The sequence below is a fragment of the Streptomyces sp. UC4497 genome (assembly GCF_054871485.1).
The window spans coordinates 69096-90724 of sequence record NZ_JBTYHB010000027.1 but is presented as its reverse complement, the minus strand read 5'-3'; the positions used below and the strand labels follow the sequence as shown (position 1 = coordinate 90724).

19 protein-coding genes are annotated in these 21629 nt (G+C 71.5%); 12 read left to right on the top strand and 7 right to left on the bottom strand.

Features of this window, described 5'->3' with window-relative positions; all coding sequences use genetic code 11:
- Window positions 1-112 precede the first annotated feature (112 nt).
- Window positions 113-1822 carry a DAK2 domain-containing protein gene (locus tag ACYSUO_RS30115; protein WP_461779377.1) on the top strand — a complete coding sequence of 570 codons (1710 nt, stop codon included), beginning with the start codon at window positions 113-115 and terminating at the stop codon, window positions 1820-1822.
- 19 nt (window positions 1823-1841) lie between these two features.
- On the opposite strand, the gene ACYSUO_RS30110 is transcribed toward ACYSUO_RS30115, so the two are convergent.
- Window positions 1842-2651: an IclR family transcriptional regulator gene (locus ACYSUO_RS30110; protein WP_461779376.1), complete on the bottom strand. Its 810-nt coding sequence runs from the start codon at window positions 2649-2651 to the stop codon at window positions 1842-1844.
- Between the two features lie 122 nt (window positions 2652-2773).
- Here ACYSUO_RS30110 and ACYSUO_RS30105 point away from each other — a divergent pair, with 122 nt between their 5' ends.
- On the top strand, window positions 2774-4072 hold the full coding sequence (locus ACYSUO_RS30105; protein WP_461779375.1) for a glucarate dehydratase family protein: 1299 nt from the start codon (window positions 2774-2776) through the stop codon (window positions 4070-4072).
- Window positions 4069-5067 carry a 2-hydroxyacid dehydrogenase gene (locus ACYSUO_RS30100; RefSeq protein WP_461779374.1) on the top strand — a complete coding sequence of 333 codons (999 nt, stop codon included), beginning with the start codon at window positions 4069-4071 and terminating at the stop codon, window positions 5065-5067. Before ACYSUO_RS30105 ends, ACYSUO_RS30100 begins: the two co-directional genes overlap by 4 nt.
- Window positions 5068-5094: 27 nt before the next feature.
- On the opposite strand, the gene ACYSUO_RS30095 is transcribed toward ACYSUO_RS30100, so the two are convergent.
- From ACYSUO_RS30095 to ACYSUO_RS30070, 6 genes are all read right to left on the bottom strand, one after another.
- Window positions 5095-5811, bottom strand: a complete 717-nt coding sequence (locus tag ACYSUO_RS30095) for a sulfite exporter TauE/SafE family protein (RefSeq protein WP_461779373.1) — start codon at window positions 5809-5811, stop codon at window positions 5095-5097.
- Window positions 5808-6848 (bottom strand): ABC transporter ATP-binding protein, encoded by a 1041-nt coding sequence (locus ACYSUO_RS30090; RefSeq protein WP_461779372.1) that lies wholly within the window; start codon window positions 6846-6848, stop codon window positions 5808-5810. Before ACYSUO_RS30090 ends, ACYSUO_RS30095 begins: the two co-directional genes overlap by 4 nt.
- Entirely contained in the window at window positions 6845-7834 is a 990-nt protein-coding gene (locus ACYSUO_RS30085; protein WP_461779371.1) for an ABC transporter ATP-binding protein, read from the bottom strand. The genes ACYSUO_RS30090 and ACYSUO_RS30085 overlap by 4 nt, the downstream gene beginning before the upstream one ends.
- Window positions 7831-8850 carry an ABC transporter permease gene (locus ACYSUO_RS30080; RefSeq protein ID WP_461779370.1) on the bottom strand — a complete coding sequence of 340 codons (1020 nt, stop codon included), beginning with the start codon at window positions 8848-8850 and terminating at the stop codon, window positions 7831-7833. Before ACYSUO_RS30080 ends, ACYSUO_RS30085 begins: the two co-directional genes overlap by 4 nt.
- A 10-nt stretch (window positions 8851-8860) precedes the next feature.
- Window positions 8861-9790 carry an ABC transporter permease gene (locus ACYSUO_RS30075; protein ID WP_461779369.1) on the bottom strand — a complete coding sequence of 310 codons (930 nt, stop codon included), beginning with the start codon at window positions 9788-9790 and terminating at the stop codon, window positions 8861-8863.
- A gap of 106 nt (window positions 9791-9896) precedes the next feature.
- Complete coding sequence (locus ACYSUO_RS30070) at window positions 9897-11438, bottom strand: ABC transporter substrate-binding protein (protein WP_461779368.1); 1542 nt, start codon at window positions 11436-11438, stop codon at window positions 9897-9899.
- A 260-nt stretch (window positions 11439-11698) separates the two neighbouring features.
- Between ACYSUO_RS30070 and kdgD the strand changes: the two genes are divergently transcribed.
- From kdgD to rnc, 9 genes are all read left to right on the top strand, one after another.
- Entirely contained in the window at window positions 11699-12613 is a 915-nt protein-coding gene (gene kdgD / locus ACYSUO_RS30065; RefSeq protein WP_461779367.1) for a 5-dehydro-4-deoxyglucarate dehydratase, read from the top strand.
- A 92-nt stretch (window positions 12614-12705) separates the two neighbouring features.
- The gene (locus ACYSUO_RS30060) at window positions 12706-13695 is read left to right on the top strand and encodes a 2-hydroxyacid dehydrogenase (protein ID WP_461779366.1); all 990 of its coding nucleotides are present in this window, start codon (window positions 12706-12708) and stop codon (window positions 13693-13695) included.
- Window positions 13696-13789: 94 nt separating this feature from the next.
- Window positions 13790-16000, top strand: coding sequence for an ATP-dependent DNA helicase RecG (gene recG, locus ACYSUO_RS30055; protein WP_461779365.1), 2211 nt, complete (start codon window positions 13790-13792; stop codon window positions 15998-16000).
- Window positions 16001-17369: 1369 nt separating this feature from the next.
- Window positions 17370-17969 (top strand): 16S rRNA (guanine(966)-N(2))-methyltransferase RsmD, encoded by a 600-nt coding sequence (gene rsmD, locus ACYSUO_RS30050; protein ID WP_461779364.1) that lies wholly within the window; start codon window positions 17370-17372, stop codon window positions 17967-17969.
- Between the two features lie 26 nt (window positions 17970-17995).
- Window positions 17996-18475 carry a pantetheine-phosphate adenylyltransferase gene (gene coaD, locus ACYSUO_RS30045; protein ID WP_461779363.1) on the top strand — a complete coding sequence of 160 codons (480 nt, stop codon included), beginning with the start codon at window positions 17996-17998 and terminating at the stop codon, window positions 18473-18475.
- A gap of 91 nt (window positions 18476-18566) precedes the next feature.
- Window positions 18567-19673: an ATP synthase F0 subunit B gene (locus ACYSUO_RS30040; protein ID WP_461779362.1), complete on the top strand. Its 1107-nt coding sequence runs from the start codon at window positions 18567-18569 to the stop codon at window positions 19671-19673.
- A gap of 146 nt (window positions 19674-19819) precedes the next feature.
- Window positions 19820-20464, top strand: a complete 645-nt coding sequence (locus tag ACYSUO_RS30035; RefSeq protein WP_461779397.1) for a YceD family protein — start codon at window positions 19820-19822, stop codon at window positions 20462-20464.
- A 2-nt stretch (window positions 20465-20466) separates the two neighbouring features.
- Window positions 20467-20640 (top strand): 50S ribosomal protein L32, encoded by a 174-nt coding sequence (rpmF, locus tag ACYSUO_RS30030; protein WP_030361955.1) that lies wholly within the window; start codon window positions 20467-20469, stop codon window positions 20638-20640.
- A 7-nt stretch (window positions 20641-20647) separates the two neighbouring features.
- Complete coding sequence (gene rnc / locus ACYSUO_RS30025; protein WP_426900593.1) at window positions 20648-21448, top strand: ribonuclease III; 801 nt, start codon at window positions 20648-20650, stop codon at window positions 21446-21448.
- Window positions 21449-21629: the final 181 nt, after the last annotated feature.

Below are 21629 nucleotides of genomic sequence, written 5' to 3'. Positions count from 1 at the left end.
ACGAAACTACCATGGCTGGTAGGGCAGCCCGCCCGGGCTCCGGACCAGGTCGGGACCGGCTCGTGGGCCGGGCCCTCTTTCCGGACGCTCACCTTCCGCGGTCTACTCTGCGGTGCCAGTCCAGCTGCTCGAGGAGGCGCAGGTGCCGCAGGTGCTCGACGTGATCGCGGTGCGCGCCTGGTGCTCACTCGCCCTGGAGGCGCTCGGCCGCGACCGCGCGGAGATAGACGCGATCAACGTCTATCCGGTCGCCGACGGGGACACCGGCACCAATCTCTATCTGACCCTCGAGTCCGCGCACCAAGCGGTCGAGGCGGTCTTCGCCGGTCTTGAGGCGGGGCCCGAGCCGGCCGCTCCCGCGCTCCCCGAAGTGATGCGCGCCATGGCGCACGGTGCCCTCATAGGTGCCCGGGGCAACTCCGGGACGATCCTCGCGCAGCTGCTGCGGGGCATGGCGCAGGTCCTCGCCGGCGGCGGGGACGGTGAGGGAGATCACGTCACGGGGGCCGACGCCGACGCCCTGCGCCTTGCGCTGGGCCGGGCCGCCGAGTCCGCGCGCGAGGCGGTCGCCCACCCCGTGGAGGGCACCGTCCTGACCGTGGCGACGGCCGCCGCGGCGGCCGCCTCCGGGGCCGAAGGGGACTGCCGGGACGTCGTCCGTGCCGCCTACGAAGGCGCGTGCGTGGCGCTCGACGCGACGCCGGGGCAGCTCGCCGCCCTCGGCAGCGCCGGGGTCGTGGACGCGGGTGGGCGGGGGCTCGTGGCCGTCCTGGGGGCGCTGAGCGAGGCGGTCTCGGGGGAGGCGCCGCTGGTGCGCCGGGGTGGAGCGGGCGCCCACGCGCGCGTGGATGCCGTCCCCGACGGTGTGCTGCTCGAATGCCCCGAGGACGAGGGCGCTGCGGGCCCCGCCTTCGAGGTCATCTACCTGCTCGAAGCGGACGACGGGGCGGTGGCCCGGCTGCGGACGCGGCTCGACGCCCTCGGGGACTCGCTGGTCGTCGTCGGCGGGGACGGCCTGTGGAACGTCCACGTACATGTGGACGACGCGGGCGCGGCCGTGGAGGCGGGCGTCGAGGCCGGGCGCCCGTACCGCATCCGCATCACGCACTTCGGGCTCGGCGATGTGCACGCGACGCACGACTCGGCGCCGCGGGAGCGCGCGCAGCGGGCCGTGGTGGCGGTCGTGCCGGGCGACGGGCTCGCCGGGCTCTACCGGGAGGCGGGCGCCACGACCGTGCCCGACCGGCCCGGTGAACCGCCCGCCAGCGGGGAGCTCGTCGACGCGATACGGCGGGCCCACGCGCGCGAGGTGGTGCTGCTGCCGAACGACGCCGAGCTGCGGCACACCGCCGCGGCGGCGGCCGAGCAGGCCCGCTCCGAGGGCATCCGGATCGCGCTCATCCCGACCCGCTCGGCGGTCCAGGGCATCGCCGCGCTCGCCGTCCACGAGCCCGACCGGCGCTTCGACGAGGACGTCGTGGCGATGACCTCGGCCGCGGGGGCGACCCGGTACGGCGAACTGGCCGTCGCCGAGCGGCAGTCGTGGACCATGGCAGGCATCTGCCAGGCCGGGGACGTCCTCGGCCTGATCGACGGCGACGTGGCGGTCATCGGCGGCGAGGTCCCCGTGACGGCCCGCACGGTCCTCGACCGGATGCTGGCGGCGGGCGGCGAACTCGTCACGCTCGTCCTCGGCGAGGAGGTCTCGGACGAGGTCGCGGCCGGGCTCGAACAGCATGTGCGCGAGTCCTACCTGGCCGTGGACACGGTGGTGTACCGCGGCGGGCGGCAGTCGGCGCTGATGCTGATCGGCGTCGAGTAGGGCGAGCGCGGCCGGGTGACTAGCGGATGCCCTTGCGGCGCAGGGTTCCCGCCAGTTCGTCCGCGTGCCGGCGCAGCGCCTCCGTGACGCGGGCGAGCTCCCTGTCGGAGGCGCGGGACAGCGGCATCGAGCAGCTGATCGCGTCGGTCGCCGGGATGCGGTAACCGACGCAGGCGGCCACGCAGCACAGCCCCGCGGTGTTCTGCTCCCGCTCGATCGACCAGCCCCGCACCCGGCCCGCCTCCAGCTCACCGTGGAGCGCCGCGCGGGTGGCCACCGTGTGCTCGGTCAACTGCCGCAGCCCGTCCTCGGGCAGGATCGCGTCGACTTCGGCCGAGGTCCGCTCGGCGAGCAGGGCCTTGCCCAACGAGGTGGCGTGGGCGGGTAGTTGACGGCCCACGCGGGACACGAGGCGCTTGGGCTCCGTGACCTCGCGGCTGGCCAGGTAGATGACGTTGGGGGCGTCGAGGCGCGCGTAGTGCACGGTGTAGCCGGTCTCGGCCCGCAGGCTCTCGAGCTGCTGGACGGCGAAGGGCAGCGCCGGGTCGCGGTCGAGGTAGGCGGTGCCCGCGAGCAGCGCGCGCGGTCCGATGCCGTACGTCTGCTCGCCGTCGGAGGTCTCGATCCACTTCAGCGTCGTCAGCGTGCGCAGCAGGGCGTACAGGCTGGAGCGGGGATAGCCGGTCCGCTCCTGAAGTCCGCTCAGGCTGAGGCCGTCCGCGGACTCGGCGAGCGTTTCCATGATCCGTGCGGTGCGCTCGGCGGACTTGACCAGGCCGCGGCCCGACTCGGTGTCCGCCGCGCCCAACGAGGCGTTCTTCGCTGCCACTTCTACCCCCTGAAGGTCCGGCACATCGTAGGGGACGGGATGGCGGAGGCAGCCGGCCCGGAGCTCCGAAATCACATACGCAAGCCTTGTCTACGTACGTAGACGCGTGTCAGGATCCGGTCATGTCTGACACTGAGAAGCACGGGACCGCTGAGAAGCACCGGATCTCCGAGGTGCGCGTGACGCCGGTGGCCTTCCGCGACCTTCCGCTGCTCAACTCCGTAGGCGTGCACGAACCGTTCGCGCTGCGCTCGGTCGTCGAGGTCGTGACCGACAGCGGCCTGTGCGGGCTCGGTGAGTCCTACGGGGACCTGCCGCATCTGGGCCGCCTTGAGCGGGCCGCGCAGCACCTGGTCGGCACCGACGTCTTCGACCTGAACGGCGTCTGGCGTGCGGTCAATGAGTCGCTGGCCGCCGACAGCGGCGTGGGCGGGCACGGGATGAGCGGGATGGTGACCGACAGCTCCCTCGCCGACCGGGTCGTCTCGCCCTTCGAGGTCGCCGCGCTCGACCTTCAGGGCAAGGTCGTCGGCCGCCCGGTGAGCGACCTGCTCGGCGGCGCCGTGCGCGACCGCGTCGCCTACAGCGCGTACCTCTTCTACAAGTGGGCCGGCCACCCCGGGCAGGACGACGACGAGTGGGGCGCCGCCCTCGACCCGGAGGGTCTGGTACGGCAGGCCCACCGCATCATCGACGCGTACGGGTTCGGCGCGATCAAGCTGAAGGGCGGCGTCTTCGCGCCCGAGGAGGAGATCGAGGCGGTCCGGGCGCTGCGCGCGGCCTTCCCCGAGCTGCCGCTCCGCCTCGACCCCAACGGGGCCTGGAACGTGGCCAGTTCCATCAAGGTCGGGCAGGAGCTCGACGGTGTCGTCGAATACCTGGAGGACCCGACGCCCGGCATCGAGGGCATGGCCCGCGTCGCGCGCGAGGTGTCGATGCCGCTCGCCACCAACATGTGCGTCGTCGCCTTCAAGCACCTGCCGCCCGCCGTCCGTCAGGACGCCGTTCAAGTGGTGCTGTCCGACCACCACTTCTGGGGCGGGCTCCGGCGGTCCCAGCGGCTCGGCGCGATCTGCGAGACGTTCGGCATGGGCCTGTCCATGCACTCCAACTCGCATCTGGGCATCAGCCTCGCGGCCATGACCCACCTCGCCTCCGCCACCCCCAACCTCGACTACGCCTGCGACACGCACTGGCCGTGGAAGGACCCCGCCGAGGACGTCGTCGTGCCGGGCGCGCTCACGTTCAAGGACGGCGCCGTCGCCGTGCCCACCTCCCCCGGGCTCGGCGTCGAGCTCGACCGTGACGCGCTCGCCCGGCTGCACGAGCAGTACCTCGACTGCGGCATCCGTGAGCGCGACGACACCTCCTACATGCGCCGCTTCCAGCCGGAGTTCGACCCGACGGTGCCGCGGTGGTGAGCGGGGGAGCGGGGCGGCCGCTGGAGGTCCTGGTCACCGAACCGGTCATGGGGCGGTTCAGGGACGTACTCACGGAAGGCGGTGCGCACCGCTGGACCTTCGCGTACGGGGACGATCCCGGGGCCAGGGACGCCGCCGCGGCCACCGCCGATGTACTCGTGTGCTCCGCGGCCGACCGCGAGCTGCTGGCCCGGATGGAGCGGCTGCGGCTGCTGCACGTCACCGGGGCCGGCTACGACAAGATCCCGCTGGACGCGCTGCGGCCCGGGGTGCGGGTGGCGAACACCTTCCACCACGGCCGCTCCATCGCCGAGCACGTGGTGATGGTGGCGATGATGCTCCTGCGCGACGTCGCGCGCGGCGAGCGGGACATGCGGGCCGGCGTCTGGCGCAACGCGGTCGTCGACCCGTCCTACGCCTTCGGTGGCGTCCTCGCCGGGCGGGTGCTCGGCGTCCTCGGCATGGGCGAGATCGGGGGCGAAGTGGCCCGGCTGGCGGGCGCGTTGGGCATGCGGGTACGCGCCGTGCGCCGCGACCCGGGCGCGCCGCCGCCCGCCGGGGTGGACCTGGAGTGGGTGGGCGGGCAGGACCGGCTGCACGAGATGCTCGGCGCCTGCGACGTGGTCGTGGTGACGGTGCCGCTGAGCGAGGAGACGCGCGGGCTCGTGGACGCCGCCGCGCTCGCCGCGATGAAACCGTCCGCCGTGCTCGTCAACGTGGCCCGCGGCCCGGTCGTCGACGAGAAGGCGCTGCACTCCGCGCTGAGCGACGGCACCATCGCGGGGGCGGGCCTCGACGTCTGGTGGCGCAACCCGCGCGAGCCCGCGGCGCCGCCGCCCTCGCACCTGGACTTCACCGGGTTCGACAACGTGGTGCTCACGCCGCACCAGTCGGGGCACACGGAGGAGACCTTCCGCGGGCGGGCCGAGGACATCAGGGCGAACGTGGAGGCGCTCGCGGAGGGACGGCCGTTGCGCAACCTCGTGGTCGGGTGAGGGCGCAACCTCGGGTTCGGGTGACGCTCACACCAACTGCTCGCCGATCAGCAGCACCGCCCCCAGCGCCGACACCCCGATCGCGGCCCAGCGCAGCCGGCGGGCGTCCATGAAGCGGTTCACGTAACGCGAGAGCGCGTAGCCGATGACCGGCGCGGGGGCCAGCACGGCCGACATCAGGAGCGTGTGCGTACCGATGGCGCCCGTCGACGCGAGCGTCGCGAGGGAGAGCACCGAGCCGATGAGGAAGAACCCGCTCATGGTGCCGCGCAGCACCGGGGCGTCCTTGCCCTGCCAGACCAGGGCCATCGGCGGACCGCCGATCGAGGTCGCGGTGCCGAGCAGCCCGGACGCGGACCCGGCGAGGACCAGGACAGGACGGTGCGGCTGCGGGGCCCAGCCGAAGCAGGTCAGCACGACGCCCAGGAGCACCACGCCGGACAGCATCAGGGCGAGGCCCTGCGGCGGGAGCGCGGCCACGAGCAGCGCTCCCGCGATGGTGCCGGGCACCCGGCCGACCAGCGCCCAGCCGGTGCCCCGCAGATCGATGTGCTGCCGCTCGGCCACCGTCACGAGGAGGGTGAGCACGCCCGCCTGAATGATCAGCGTTCCGGGGACGAGGGTCGGGTCGACGACGGCGACCACCGGCGCGGCGAGCATCCCCATGCCGAAGCCGATGGACGCCTGGAGACAGGAGGCGATCACCACCGCGACCGCGACGACGAGATAGCCGGTGACCGTCACAGACCGCCCCCACCCGCGGCCACCAGGCCGGAGGTGTCCTCCAGCGGATGGAAGCAGGCCGCCGTGTGCCCCGGATCCCGTGCGTCGACGGCCGGGTCGGGCGCGGCCGAGGCGCACGCGTCGGTCGCCTTCCAGCAGCGGGTGCGGAAGCGGCAGCCGGACGGCGGCGATAGCGGGGAAGGCAACTCGCCCTGGAGGACGATCTGTTCGCGGCGCGCGTCGGCGTCGAGCGACGGCGCGGCCGACATCAGCGCCGAACTGTATGGGTGCAGGGCGCGGCCGAAGACGGACTCCGTGTCGCCCTGTTCCACGATGCCGCCCAGGTACATCACCAGCACGCGGTCCGCGACGTGCCGGACCACCGACAGGTCGTGGGAGATGAAGAGATAGCTGACACCGAGCTGTCGTTGCAGGTCGTTGAGGAGGTTGAGCACCTGGGCTTGCACGGACAGGTCGAGCGCGGAGACCGGCTCGTCGCAGATGATCACGTCGGGGGAGAGGGCGAGCGCGCGGGCGATGCCGATGCGCTGACGCTGGCCGCCGGAGAACTCCTGCGGATAGCGGTGCTCGTCGCCCTTGCGCAGCCCGACGAGATCGAGCAACTCCCGTACGCGGGCGTCCCGTTCGCTCGCCGTGCGGTGCAGGGACTTGTGGGTGCGCCACGGTTCGCCGATGATCTCGCCGGCCGTCATCCGGGCGTTGAGCGAGGCGAACGGGTCCTGGAAGACCATCTGCACCCGGCGCCGCCACGCCAGCAGCTCCGCCCCCTTGAGGGCGAAGGGGTCCACGCCGTCGAAGCGGACCTCGCCGCCGTCGGGCCGCTCCAGCATGAGCAGCGTCCGGGCGAGCGTGGACTTGCCGCAGCCCGACTCCCCGACGAGGCCGAGGGTCTCGCCGCGCCGCAGATCGAAGGAGATGCCGTTCAGGGCGCGCAGCCGGCGCCCCTTGCCGGCGCCCTGGACCTGGAACGTCTTGGTGAGCTCGCGTACCTGGAGAAGCGGGTTGTCGCTTACTTGGAGGAGCGGGTTGTCGCTCATCGGGTCACCTCGTCGGAGAAGTGGCAGGCGGCCGTGCGGCCCGGCGCGACCTCGGACGGTTCGGGGCGCCGCGCGCGGCACAGATCGCGCGCCAGCGGGCAGCGGTCCTGGTAGACGCAGCCGGACGGGATCGAGTGCAGGTCCGGCGGGGAGCCGCCGATGGACCGCAGCTCCTCACCGCGCGCGGCGTGCACCGGCACCGAGTCCAACAGGCCCTTGGTGTAAGGGTGTTGTGGCGCCCCGAACACCTCGCGCACGGGGCCCGACTCGACGACCGTGCCCGCGTACATCACCACGACCTCGTCGGCCTGCTCGGAGACGAGGGCCAGGTCGTGGGTGATCAGTACGACGCTCATGTCCCGCTCCGAGCGCAGATCATGCAGCAGCTGCATGATCTGCGCCTGCACGGTCACGTCGAGCGCGGTCGTCGGCTCGTCGGCGAGGAGCACGGAGGGGGAGAGGGCGACGGCGATGGCGATCAGGAGACGCTGGCGCATACCGCCGGAGAACTGGTGCGGATAGGCGTCCACCCGGCTCTCCGGCTCCGGGATGCCGACCCGCGCCATCAGCTCGATCGCTTCCTTGCGGGCCTGTTTGCGGGACATCCCGCGGTGGATCCGGAACGGCTCGGCGAGCTGGGTGCCCACCGTGTAGACCGGGTTGAGGGCGGTGAGCGCGTCCTGGAAGACGATGGCGAGTTCGGGTCCCGCGAGCGCGCGCCGGGTCCGCTCGTCGGCGGCGACCAGATCGGTGCCGTCGAGCAGCACCCGGCCCGCGCTCACCTCGGCGGCCGGGTCGAGCAGCGACACGATGGCCTGCGCCGTCATCGACTTGCCGCAGCCGGACTCGCCGAGCAGGGCCAGCGTCCGGCCGCGCCGGGCGCTGAAGGTGACCTTGTCGACGGCCCGTACGGTGCCGGTCGGGGTGCGGATGTCGACGCTGAGGCCGTCCACTTCGAGGGCGGTACGCGTAGCGGTGGCGGTCACGACTGGGCCTCCTGGGGAGCCGGGACGGTGCGGGCGGCGCGGCCCGCGCGGCGCCGCGCCTTGCGGGGCAGCGTGAGGCGCCAGCGCTGCGCGGGGTCGGTGGCGAGCCGCGCCCAGGAGGCGAGCACGGTCGCGGAGACGGTCGTGACGACGATGGCGAGCCCGGGGAAGAAGGTCAGCCACCACGCGCTCTGCAGGTACGTCCGGCCCTGCGAGACCATCAACCCCCAGCTCACATCGGGTGGTTGGATGCCGATGCCGAGGAAGCTCAGCGAGGACTCCGCGAGCATCACGTAACAGAATTCGAGCGTGGCGAGCGTCAGCAGCGTCGGCAGCACGATCGGGAACACGTGCCGGCGGATGATCGCCCCGCTGGACGTGCCGAAGGTCCGCGCCGCGTCCACGAAAAGGCGGCTCTGCAGCTCGGAGGATTCGGACCGGGCGGTGCGCAGATAGACCGGGAGCCGGGTGACGGTCAGCACCAGGACGAGGTTGGCGATGCTCGGCGAGAAGACGTACAGCACGACGACCGCCATGAGCAGAGAAGGGAAGCTCATGATGACGTCGGCGACGCGCATCGCGACCGTCTCGCGGCGGCCGCGGTGGTAGCCGGCCCACATGCCGATCAGTGAGCCGACGGCCAGCGCGAGCAGCACCGCGGGCACGGCCACGCTGAACGTGGTGCGGGCGGCGACGATCAGCCGGGCCAGCACGCTCTGGCCGAGCGGATCGGTACCGAGGACGCCGAGCCAGCCGTGGTCGAGGGAGAACGGTGCCTGGTTGGCGTTCTTCAGGTCCTGCTCGGTGGCGGAGTCGCCGAGCAGCGGCGGGCCGAGGAGCGCGGTGAGCGCGATCAGGACGAGCAGCACGGCCGCCACGGTGGCGACGCGGTCGCGCAACAGCATGCGCCACAGGGGGACTTGGCTGCCGCGGGGTGCGGAGGCGCCTTTCGTGGGGACCGGGGTGTCGGACGCGGAGTCCACCGGCTTGTCGGTCGAGTCGGTCGAAATGCTCACGGCGTCCTCCTCAGGCCGTCGCCGTCTCGCGCACGCGCGCGTCGAGCAGCGCGTAGCAGACGTCGATGACGATGTTGAGCGCGAAGATGGTGATCGCGGTGATCAGCACGGCGGCCTGCAGCACCGCGAAGTCGCGGCCCAGGATGGAGTCGATCATCAGCTTCCCGATGCCGGGCCAGCCGAAGATCGTCTCCACCACCACGGCCCCGTTGACCAGCGAGACGGCGAGATCGCCCGCCACGGTGAGCGCGGGCGCGGCGGCGTTGCGCAGCGCGTGATGACTGACCACGCGGACGCTGCCGGCCCCCTTGCTGCGCGCGAGGCGGACGTACGGGGCGGAGAGCGCGGAGACCATCGCGCCGCGCACCACCTGGGTGAGCACGCCGAGCGGCCGGATCACCAGCGTCGCCACCGGCAGCACCCACGAGAGCATGCCGTCGGTGACGCCCGAGGTGGGCAGCACGCCGAGCGTCACGGAGAAGATCCATACGCCGGTGATCGCGAACCAGAAGTCGGGGACGCTCGCGGCGGTCATGGACAGGAACGAACAGACGCGGTCGGCAAGGGAGTTGGGCCGGTAGGCGGCCCAGCTGCCGATGATCACCGCGCCGATGACGGCGATCAGCATGGTCGCGAAGGCGAGCTGCAACGTGGCGGGAAAGGCCCGCAGCGCCATCGTCGCCGCGGACTCGCCGGTGCGGAGCGACTCGCCGAAGTCGAGCTGGAAGACGCCGCCGAAGTAGTCGGCGATCTGCTGCCAGATCGAGTCGTCGAACCCGTTGCGCGCGGCGAACGCGGCGCGCTGGGCCGGGGTGGCGGATTCGGGCAGGTACAAGGACGAGGGATCGCCGGTGAGCCGCGCGAGGACGAAGACCCCGAGAAGCACCGCGAGCAGCGGCAGGATGCTGGTCAGCGTGCGACGGCGGAGGAATTGGAACATCGCTGTCCCTTGGTCGGAGGAAGTTCGCATTTTCAGCCCCGCTCTTGGACGGGAGCCCGCGGGGTCCGGGGCGGAGCCCCGTGAGCGGGGTGGACGTGCCGCGCTGTCAGTCGGCGTGCGTGAACTCGGCGAGGCGCATCTCGTCGCCGGTCGCGGAGTTGGGCTCGTAACGGACGCCCGGAGCGAGCGCGATGATCCCGTACATGTGCGCGATGTACGCGTACTGGGCGATCTCGGTCGGCTCCTCGGAGAAGATCCGGGCCAGCGCCTTCTGCCGCGCGTCCCCGGTGAGGGCTTCGGCGGCGCGGATCTTCTTGTCGAACGCGGCGGTGCCACCGGAGCTCTGGAACCCCTTGCTCAGCAGGTACTGGTCCATGGTGAAGGCGGCGTCACCGGCCTGGTTGCCGTGCTGGATCAGCATCAGGTACGGCCCCGGGTTGTTGGGGAAGGGGCGTTCCTGGAACTCGGAGCTGCCCGCCGTGTCCGTCATCTGGATCCTGACGTTCAGACCGAGCCGGGCGAGTTCGTGCTGGATCACCTGCACGGTCTCGTCGATCTTCGGGAACTGGGCGGTGCGCGCGACCAGCCGGATCCGCTTGCCCACGTCGACCCCGTCGGCCTTCGCCTCGGCCAGCAGCTTCTTCGCCTTCGCGAGGTCGGTCGGCCATGGCTTCAGGTTCGTGTCGTATCCGGTGACCCCGGAGCGGACGAGCTGCGCGGCGACCTTCGCGTCGCCCCGGTAGAGGGAGTCGACGATGCCCTTGCGGTCGATCGCGTAGTTGATCGCCTGGCGCACGCGCTTGTCGTTCAGAGGCGCCTCCGTGTACTGCATGCGCAGGGCGGTGGTCTCGTTGTTGCGATACGGGACCGCGGTGTCGCCCCCGCCGTCCTGCGGGCCGATCGACGTGGCCACGTCCGCCTCGCCGTTGGTGACCATGGAGGCGCGCACGCTGCCTTCGGGACGCCATTGGTAGAGGGCGTTGCGGTAGTCGGGGGTCTTGCCCCAGTACTTCTTGTTCGCCGCGAGGGAGAGCCGCAGGCCCGGCTCCCAGTCGGAGATCCGGTACGGGCCCGTGCCGACGGGCTCGCGCACCTTCTTCTTCGCGTCGGTGGACGTCGGCACCATCTCGATGAAGGAGAGCCGCAGCGGCAGGATCGGGTCCGCCTGGGGGGTCCTCACCTTCAGCGTGTAGGCGTCGGGCGTCGCCACTTTCACGTCCATGTCCCCGAAGACGTAGCCCTCGACGTCGCAGCCGAAGTTGGAGTTGACCGCCCGGTCGATGGAGAACGCGGCGTCCTTCGCGTCGAAGCGGGAGCCGTCGCTGAACCTGACGCCCTTGCGGATGGTGTACGTCCACTCGGTGCCGGAGGTGCGCTTCCAGCCGGTCGCCAGCTTCGCCGTCAGCTTTCCGGAGCGCGGATCGCGTTCGGTCAGCGGTTCGGTGATGTTGGAGCGCACCACGACGCCGGTGGTGGTCTGCGAGCCGTCGCAGGGCTCCAGGGTGTTCGGTTCCTCCGGCAGCACCACACGGAGCGTGTCCTTGCCCGCCGTCACCGACGCACTGTTGGCCACGGTGCAGCCGCTTGCGGCGAGCGTGCAGACGAGCGCCAGAGCGAGAGCCCGACCGGGGATGAGAACAGGGGACATGGGGCTTCCTCCACCGTGACAGGCGCGAGCTTGTCCACGGATGTAGACGCCGTTTCAATTTGTGGACGCACGGTAAGTGGGGGTTCTCGGGCACGTCAATAGATCGCGCAAGCAAGGAAGTTGGGCGCGCCCCACGTGTGCGCCGGGAAGGGCGTACCCATATGCGTACTCATATGTGGACGCCATTCCTATCCGTGATCAACGTCTGCTAGCTTGCGGCCAGCCGGCCTCATCCGCCCGACGACCCTGGAGCTGCCCCCATGGCCCGTTTCTCGCCCGATGATCTGCGCCGCGTCCTGGGCTCCGGCCTGCTGTCCTTCCCCGTCACCCACACCACGCCCGATCACGCCTTCGACGAGCCGGCCTACCGCGCGCACCTGCAGCGTCTGGCCGGGTACGACGTGGCGGGCCTCTTCGCCCCGGGCGGCACCGGCGAGTTCTTCTCGCTCAGCCACACCGACGTCGACGCGGTGCTGCGGGCGACCGTCGCGGAGGCGCACGACGGGCTGCCGGTCATCGGGGCGGCCGGATACGGCACGGCGACCGCGGTGGAGATGGCCCGGCGGGCGGAGGAGGGCGGGGCCGACGGCCTCCTGCTGCTGCCGCCCTACCTCACCGAGGTCGGACAGGAGGGGCTCTACGACCACGTGGCACGGGTCTGCGCGGCCACGTCCCTCGGCGTGATCGTCTACCACCGCGCCAACGCCCGCTTCAAGGCGGCGACCGTGGACCGGCTCGTCGCCCGCTTCCCCAACTTCATCGGGTTCAAGGACGGTGTCTGCGACATCGACCTCATGGCCCGGCTGCACGCCGAACACGACGGGCGGCTCGTCCTCATCGGCGGCCTCCCGACGGCCGAGACGTACGCCCTGCCGTACCTCGAACTCGGCGCCACCACCTACTCGTCGGCCATCTTCAACTTCGCCCCGCAGTGGGCCTGCGACTTCTACGCGGCCGTGCGCGCCCACGACAAGGCGCAGGTCTACGACCGGCTGCGCGAGTTCGTTCTGCCCTATATCGCCATCCGCGACCGGCAGCCCGGCTACGCGGTCTCGATCGTGAAGGCGGGCCTCACCGTCTCCGGCCACGGCGCGGGACCGGTGCGCCCGCCGCTGACCGACCTCACCGAGGCCGAGCACGCCGAACTCGCCGTGCTCGTCAAGAAAGTGATCTGAACCGGCCCCCGGACCATGAACCGGCTCCGGACCGTGAACCCGGACCATGAACCGGCCCGGGGCCACGAGCCGGTCCAGGAAGGAGTCCCCGCATGACCACGTCCACCGCCTCCGCCACCGCCTCCGCCTCTGTCGGCCGCGTCCTCGCCGTCGGCTCGCTCAAGCCCTCGCTCGCCCGGACGCTGAACACCACGTACGACGCTCTCGTCCTTCCGAAGGAAGGACCCGAACGCGACGGTTTCCTCGCGGAGTACGGGGGTGAGGTCGGCGTCGTCGTCACCTCCGGCCGCGCGGGCGTCGGCACCGAACTCATGGCCGCGCTGCCGCGCCTCGGCGCCGTCGTCAACTTCGGGGTCGGCTACGACACCACCGACGTCGCCCTCGCCCTGGAGCGCGGCATCGTGGTCAGCAACACCCCCGACGTGCTCACCGACTGCGTCGCGGACACCGCGCTCGGGCTCACGCTCGACGTGCTGCGGGGGCTCTCCGCCGCCGACCGTTACGTACGGGCCGGCCGCTGGCCGAGCGAGGGCCCCGTCCCGTTGGCGCGGCGGGTCAGCGGCGCCCGGATCGGCGTGCTCGGGCTCGGCCGGATCGGGCGGGCCATCGCCACCCGGTTCGCCGCCATGGGCTGCCCGATCAGCTACCACAGCCGCCGCGAGGTCCCCGGCGTCGACTACACGTACGCGGCCTCGCCCGCGGAACTGGCCGCGTCCGTCGACGTGTTGGTGGTCGCCACCTCCGGCGGCGCCGCCACCAGCGGTCTCGTCTCCCGGGAGGTCCTGGAGGCGCTCGGCCCCGAGGGTTACCTCGTCAACATCGCGCGCGGCAGCGTGGTCGACGAGGAGGCGCTGGTCGACCTCCTGACCACCGGCGGCCTCGCCGGCGCGGGACTCGACGTCTTCGCCGCCGAACCGGACGTGCCGGAGCCGCTCCTCGCCCTGGACAGCGTGGTCCTCACGCCGCACCTGGCCAGCGGCACCGTCGAGACCCGTGACGAGATGGAACGGCTGACGCTGGACAACCTGACGGCGTACCTGTCGCACGGGAAGCTGGTGACGCCGGTGCCCGAGATGGGCTGAGGCGCGTTTCGGGGCCGCCCTCGGACTCGTTTCAGGGCCGCCCCGAGCCTCGTTTCCGGGCAGTGTTCGGCCATTGTCAGTGGCGTGGTGTGCAATGGATCTCGTGCCCGCGCTCGAAGAACCACTGAAGAAGGTGCTCGGCCCCGCCACCGCGAAGGTGATGGCCGAGCATCTAGGCCTGCACACGGTCGGGGATCTGCTCCACCACTACCCGCGCAGATACGCGGAGCGGGGCGAGCTCACCCGCCTCGCGGAGCTGCCGCTCGACGAGCACGTGACGGTCGTCGCGCAGGTCGCCACCGCCCGCATCCTGAAGTTCAACGGCGGCAGGGGCCAGCGCCTCGAAGTCACCATCACCGACGGCAGCGGCCAGCTCCAGCTCGTCTTCTTCGGCCGCGGCATCCACAAGCCGCACAAGGACCTGCTGCCCGGCACGCGCGCGATGTTCGCCGGCAAGGCCTCGGTCTTCAACCGGAAGATGCAACTGGCGCACCCCGCCTACCAGTTGCTCAACGCCGAGTCCTCCGACGAGGCCGAGGAGGCCGTCGGCTCCTGGGCCGGCGCCCTGCTGCCGATCTACCCGGCCACGGCCAAGCTGGAGTCCTGGAAGATCGCCAAGGCCGTCGACCTGGTGCTGCCCAGCGCGCGCGAGGCCGAGGACCCGCTGCCCGAATCGCTGCGCGAGGGCCGCGGCCTGGTCCCGCTGCCCGAGGCCCTGCTCAAGATCCACCGGCCGCAGACGAAGGACGACGTCGCAGGCGCCCGGGACCGCCTCAAGTGGGATGAGGCGTTCGTCCTCCAAGTGGCCCTCGCCCGGCGCCGCTTCGCGGAGACGCAGCTGACGGCGGTCGCCCGCGTCCCGAAGGAGGACGGCCTGCTGACCGCCTTCGACGCGAAGCTCCCCTTCACGCTCACCGACGGCCAGCAGAAGGTCTCCAAGGAGATCTTCGACGACCTGGCCACGGAGCACCCGATGCACCGGCTGCTCCAGGGAGAGGTGGGATCGGGCAAGACGATGGTCGCGCTGCGCGCCATGCTCGCCGTCGTCGACGCGGGTGGTCAGGCCGCGATGCTCGCGCCCACCGAGGTCCTCGCGCAGCAGCACCACCGGTCCATCACCGAGATGATGGGCGAACTGGCGCAGGGCGGGATGCTGGGCGGGGCCGAGCACGCCACCAAGGTCGTCCTGCTCACCGGCTCGATGGGCATGCCCGCCCGCCGCCAGGCGCTGCTCGACCTGGCCACGGCCGAGGCGGGCATCGTCATCGGCACGCACGCGCTGATCGAGGACAAGGTGCAGTTCGACGACCTGGGCCTGGTCGTCGTGGACGAGCAGCACCGCTTCGGTGTGGAACAGCGCGACGCTCTGCGTTCGAAGGGCAAGCAGCCGCCGCACCTCCTGGTCATGACGGCGACGCCGATTCCGCGCACGGTCGCGATGACGGTCTTCGGTGACCTGGAGACGTCCGTCCTCGACCAGTTGCCGGCCGGCCGCTCGCCGATCGCCAGCCATGTCGTACCGGCGGCCGACAAGCCGCACTTCCTGGCGCGTGCCTGGGAGCGCGTACGCGAGGAAGTGAGCAACGGACACCAGGCGTACGTCGTCTGCCCGCGCATCGGTGACGACGAGGACGAGAAGCCCAAGAAGGGCGCCGCCAAGAAGCAGTCCGCCGAGGACGAGGCGGAGAAGCGGCCGCCGCTCGCCGTGCTCGACGTCGCGGAGGAGCTGGCGCGCGGCCCGCTCCAGGGGCTCAAGGTCGAGGTGCTGCACGGGCGGATGCAGCCCGACGACAAGGACGCCGTGATGCGTCGCTTCGCCGCGGGGGAGACGGACGTCCTGGTGGCGACGACCGTCATCGAGGTCGGGGTGAACGTTCCGAACGCGACGGCGATGGTGATCATGGACGCCGATCGGTTCGGGGTCTCGCAGCTCCACCAGCTGCGTGGTCGCGTCGGCCGTGGCTCGGCGGCCGGCCTTTGCCTGCTGGTCACCGAGATGCCGGAGGCCGCACCCGCGCGCGCCCGCCTCGGCGCCGTCGCCGCCACGCTCGACGGGTTCGAGCTGTCCCGCATCGACCTCGAACAGCGCCGAGAGGGCGACGTCCTCGGCCAGGCCCAGTCCGGCGTCCGCTCGTCCCTGCGGATGCTCGCCGTGATCGAGGACGAGGAGATCATCGCTGAGGCGCGGGAGGAGGCGACGAAGGTGGTCTCGGCGGACCCGGAGCTTGCTGCATTGCCTGCCCTACGAGTGGCGCTGGACGCCCTCCTCGACGAGGAACGGGAACAGTACCTGGACAAGGGCTGACCCGTGCCGGGCCCTGGTCGCGCGACGGTGCCGTGGCCGAGGCCTCCCGTCCTGGTTGCGCGGCGCTGGGGTCTCACGGTGCCGGGGTCGGCGTCTCCGGTCTTGTTTGCGCGGCACCGGGGTCTCACGGTGCCGTGGTGGACGCCTCCCGCCCTGGTTGCGTGGCACTGTGCCGGGGGTGGGCGCCCTTGCACCCGGCGCACGGCACCGGCCCCTGTCCGGCTGCGCCGGTGCCCGCTCATCTCCCACCCGCCCGCCCCCTCCGGGGGCTTCGGCCCGTCCGGGGGCCCGGTCGCTGTGCCGGGGTCGGCGCCCGTCGTGAGGGGAGCGCGGCACCGGTTCTTGGTGCTTAGCCGGGGCGGGCGCCCTTGCACTCAGAGCACGGCACTGGTCCTTGCTCGGCTGTGCCGGCGCCCGGTCGTCTCCCACCTGCCCGCCCCCCTCCAGGGGCCGGGTTGCTGTGCCGGGGATGGGGCCCGTTGTGAGGGTGCGCTGCACCGGGGTGCCGTCTTGCCCACCCTGCCGCCCCAGGCGGCAGATTGCCCAAGGCGCGTGCGGTGGACCGCAGCGGGTGGGGAGCCGTGCTTGCGGCGGATTGCCCATAGCGGTGGCGATCGACCGCAATGGGTGGGGAAGCGTGCCAGGGCGGCAGGGTGCCCAAGGGCGCGTGCGGTCGACCGCCTCGGGTGGGGAGTCGTGGTTGGCGTTGCCCAAGGCGGGGCGGCGTCGACGGCAACGGGTGGGGAGCCGCAGTTGGCGGAGGTTGCCCGAGGCGTGGTGCGGCGTCGACCGCTGCGCGTGGGGAGCCGCGGCTGCCGCCGGGTCGCCCAAGGCGTGGTGCGGCACCCCATCGGGCCGATGCCCCCGGAGGGGGCGGGCGGGTGGGAGATGGGCGGGAGGACCCGGGCGATCGCCTGCGGGCAGGACAATTCGAGCCCGGCGGCGGGTGGGCATCTCCAGCCCCGCTCTTGGACGAGAGCCCGAGGGCGCCGGGGCGGAGCCCCGATCTTTCAGACCGGCCGGCATTTGGGGCCCGGGGCCCGGGCTGGAGCCCCGATCTCTTCAGCCCCGCCGGCGTTTGAGGCGCTGGGTCCGGGGCGGAGCCCCGAGGCCGTGACGCCGGTTCGGCGAAATCAGCCCCGGCGGTGTTCGCGGCCCGGGTTGGAGCCGGCCCCGCCGGCGTTCGCGGCGCTGGTCCGGGGCGGAGCCCCGACTTCTCCCAGCCCCGCCGGCGTTTGAGGTGCGGGGTCCGGGGCAGCGCCCCGTGGCGTAGGCACGGTCGGCCGCCCGCTGCCCGGCAGGCGCACCGCCTCGACGTGCTGACAAACTGGACCCGCACCAGTCACACGGAAGACAAGGACGTAGCGCGATGACCCGCGTGATCGCCGGAACCGCCGGCGGACGCCGCCTCGCCGTGCCCCCGGGCAACGGCACCCGGCCCACCTCCGACCGAGCACGCGAGGCCCTCTTCTCCACGTGGCAGGCGCTCCTCGGCGGCAGCCTCGACGGCACCCGCGTCGCCGACCTGTACGCGGGCTCCGGCGCCGTCGCCCTGGAGGCCCTCTCCCGCGGCGCCGCCCACGCACTCCTCGTCGAGGCCGACACCCGCGCCGCCCGCACGATCCGCGAGAACATCCGCTCGATCGGCCTGCCGGGAGCCGAGGCACGTACCGGAAAAGCGGAGCAAATCGTCGCGGGCCCGCCCCCAACTGCCCCCTACGACCTGGTCTTTCTCGACCCCCCGTACGCCGTCTCCGACGACGATCTTCGCGAGATTCTGCTCACACTCCGTACGCGGGGCTGGCTCGCGGACGAAGCGCTCGTCACCGTGGAACGCAGCACCAGAGGCGGCGAATTCCGGTGGCCGGACGGCTTCGAGAGCCTGAGGTCCCGTCGCTACGGCGAGGGCACGTTTTGGTACGGTCGCGCCGCCTTGAACACCACCCTCACGTGCGACGACGCACGATGACCGGACCGGAGAGCGAGGGACATCCCGTGCGCCGCGCAGTCTGTCCGGGGTCGTTCGACCCCATCACCAACGGCCACCTCGACATCATTGCCCGAGCCTCCAAGCTCTACGACGTCGTGCACGTCGCGGTGATGATCAACCAGTCCAAGAAGGGACTGTTCGAGGTCGAGGAGCGGATCGAGCTGATCCGCGAGGTCACGGCCGAGTTCGGCAACGTGGAGGTGGAGGCCTTCCACGGCCTCCTCGTCGACTTCTGCAAGCAGCGCGACATCCCGGCCATCGTCAAGGGCCTGCGCGCCGTCAGCGACTTCGACTACGAGCTGCAGATGGCCCAGATGAACATCGGCCTCTCCGGCGTGGAGACCCTCTTCGTCCCCACCAACCCGACGTACAGCTTCCTGTCGTCCTCCCTGGTCAAGGAGGTCGCCGCCTGGGGCGGCGACGTCTCGCACCTGGTTCCGCCGCAGGTCCACGAGGCATTGACGGAGCGCCTTCCCAAGAAGTGACGCGCACGCGCACGTTGGGCTTACAGTCGTCTCGTCCGTCTCCAACACCCCAGCCTTACCGGCGTCTAGACGAGAGAGTGGCGAGCACACGGTGGACGTGCAGAAGAAGCTCGACGACATCGTCAGCACGGTCGGCGGCGCGCGCTCGATGCCGATGTCGGCCTCGTGCGTGATCAACCGCGCCGACCTGCTGGCGATGCTCGAAGAGGTGCGCCAGGCGCTGCCCGGCTCCCTCGCTCAGGCCCAGGAGCTCATCGGCGGCCGCGAGCAGATGGTCGAGCAGGCCCACGCGGAGGCCGAGCGGATCATCGAGAGCGCGCGGGCCGAGCGCGGCACCCTGATCTCCGACACGGAGATCGCCCAGCGCGCCCAGGCCGAGGCCGACCGGATCCTCGCCGAGGCCCGCCAAGAGGCCGAGGAGGTCCGCGCGGAGGCCGACGACTACGTCGACTCCAAGCTGGCCAACTTCGAGGTCGTCCTCAACAAGACGCTCGGCTCGGTCGGCCGCGGCCGCGAGAAGCTGCTCGGCACCGGACCCGGCGTCGACGAGGCGGGCTACGAGGACGAGGACGCCCCCGAGCGCAGCCACGACCCGGAGACGCTGCGGCGCGACGCCGACGCGTACGTGGACACCAAGCTCGGCGCCTTCGAGGCGGTGCTCGCCAAGACCCTGGACGCCGTCGGCAAGGGCCGGCAGAAGCTGCACGGCCGCATCGCCAGCGACGACCTCGGCACGCTCGACGTGGACGGCGAGGGGCAGGCGCACACCAGCGACGCCGACTACCTCGCGGGCCTCGCCGAGATCGGCGGCACCCAGACCCAGCAGCCGGCCGCCCAGCAGCCCCCGCACATGCCGGCGCCCCCGCAGGTCCCCCAGATCCCCGCCCAGGCCCCCGAGCCCGCGCCCGCGTACGCGCAGCAGGGCCAGGACCCGTACGGCGGCTACCAGCAGCAGCCCTATGGCCAGCAGGACGCCTACGGCACCTATCAGCAGGACCCGTACGCGGCGTACCAGCAGGACCCGTACGCGTATCAGCAGCAACAGCAGCAGGACCCGTACGCGTACCAGCAGCACCAGCAGGAACCGCAGCAGCACCAGCCGCAGCAGGCCCAGGACAGCGCGCTCGACGAGACGAGTCTCTTCGACACGAGCATGATCAGCCTGGAGCAGATGCGGCAGTACGAGCAGGGTCGCTGAGCCGGTCCCAGGGGCAGATTGGGCCGTGAGCGAAAGGTCCAGTACCCTGGTTCTTCGGTCGCGCGTAGCACGTGCGTTCCGAGCTGCCCGGAAATTCGGGGCGGCGATCCCCACATGAGTTTCGAAGATCGAAAGCAGGACCAGCCCTGAACACCCACCTCGACCACCGCAACCCGTTCGTGTTCGATACGCACGAGCTGGGTCGGCGTCCTGGTGCCATGCAGCGGCTGTCCCGCACGATCGACGCTCCCAAGGAGTTCGGCCTCCTGGGAGTCATCGAGGTGCCGGAAGGCGCCCCGGTGGAGCTCGACCTCCGTCTGGAGTCGGTCATGGAAGGGGTGCTTGTCACAGGCACCGCCCGTGCATCGGCGAAGGGGGAGTGCGTAAGGTGTCTGGAGCCGCTCGTCCAAGAGGTCGACGCGGACTTCCAGGAGATGTTCTCGTACCCTGACGCCGACGACCGGGGCCGTGTGAAAGCGGAGTCGGCCGACGACGCCGAGGAAGACGAGGACAGGCTCTTTCTCGAGGACGGCCTGTTCGACCTCGAGCCGGTGCTGCGTGATGCGGTGGTGCTCGCACTGCCGATGCAGCCGGTGTGCCAGGAAGACTGTGAAGGTCTGTGCTCCGAGTGCGGAGTGCGACTTTCGGACGAGCCGGGCCACCACCACGACGCCGTCGACATCCGTTGGGCGGCTTTGCAGGGACTCGCTGAATCCATCCAGGACGGCGAGAAGGACGAGATGAGCGGCGCCGAAGCGCAAGCGGGCGTCGACGAGAAGCAGGAGAAGTAGCCGTGGCTGTTCCGAAGCGGAAGATGTCGCGCAGCAACACGCGCCACCGCCGGTCGCAGTGGAAGGCTGCGGTCCCCACCCTGGTTTCGTGTGAGCGTTGCCAGGAGCCCAAGCTGCAGCACATCGCGTGCCCGGCTTGCGGCACCTACAACAAGCGCCAGGTCCTCGAGGTCTGAGCGGCTGGTGAGAGGCACAGTGTCGAGCCCCAAGAAGGCGGATGACGCCAAGAAAAAGGTGGACACCACAGCCTCGTCCCACACGCTTCTGGAAGGGCGGCTCGGGTACAAGCTCGAGTCCGCCCTTCTGGTGCGCGCGCTGACGCATCGCTCGTACGCGTATGAGAACGGCGGCCTGCCGACGAACGAGCGCCTGGAATTCCTGGGCGACTCGGTCCTCGGCCTCGTGGTCACCGACACCCTCTACCGAACCCACCCCGACCTGCCGGAAGGCCAACTGGCCAAGCTGCGGGCCGCGGTGGTCAATTCGCGTGCACTTGCGGAGGTCAGCCGCGGGCTCGACCTGGGCTCCTTCATCCGGCTCGGCCGGGGCGAAGAGGGCACGGGCGGCCGGGACAAGGCGTCGATTCTCGCCGACACCCTTGAAGCGGTGATCGGTGCGGTGTACCTGGACCAGGGTCTGGACGCGGCGGGCGAACTCGTCCACCGGCTGTTCGACCCGCTCATCGAGAAGTCCTCGAATCTCGGTGCCGGCCTGGACTGGAAGACCAGTCTCCAGGAGCTGACGGCGACGGAGGGACTCGGCGTGCCCGAGTACCTGGTCACCGAAACCGGCCCGGATCATGAGAAGACCTTCACTGCTGCCGCCCGCGTCGGAGGCGTCTCGTACGGCACCGGCACCGGCCGCAGCAAGAAGGAAGCGGAGCAGCAGGCCGCTGAGTCCGCGTGGCGTGCGATTCGCGCTGCCGCGGACGAGCGGGCCGCTGCCGCGGATGCCGCGGTGGTCGATACGCCCTCCGGGACGTAACCGCTCCGCTTCCTACGCCCGCCCCACCGGTCAGCCGGAGGGGCGGGCGTTGTATTTTGCCTACGCCTCGGGGCTCCGCCCCGGACCCCGCGCCTCAAACGCCGGCGGGGCTGAAAAGATCGGGGCTGCGCCCCGGACCCCGCGCTTCGATCGTCGGCGGGGCTTGAATAGGGAGGACCCC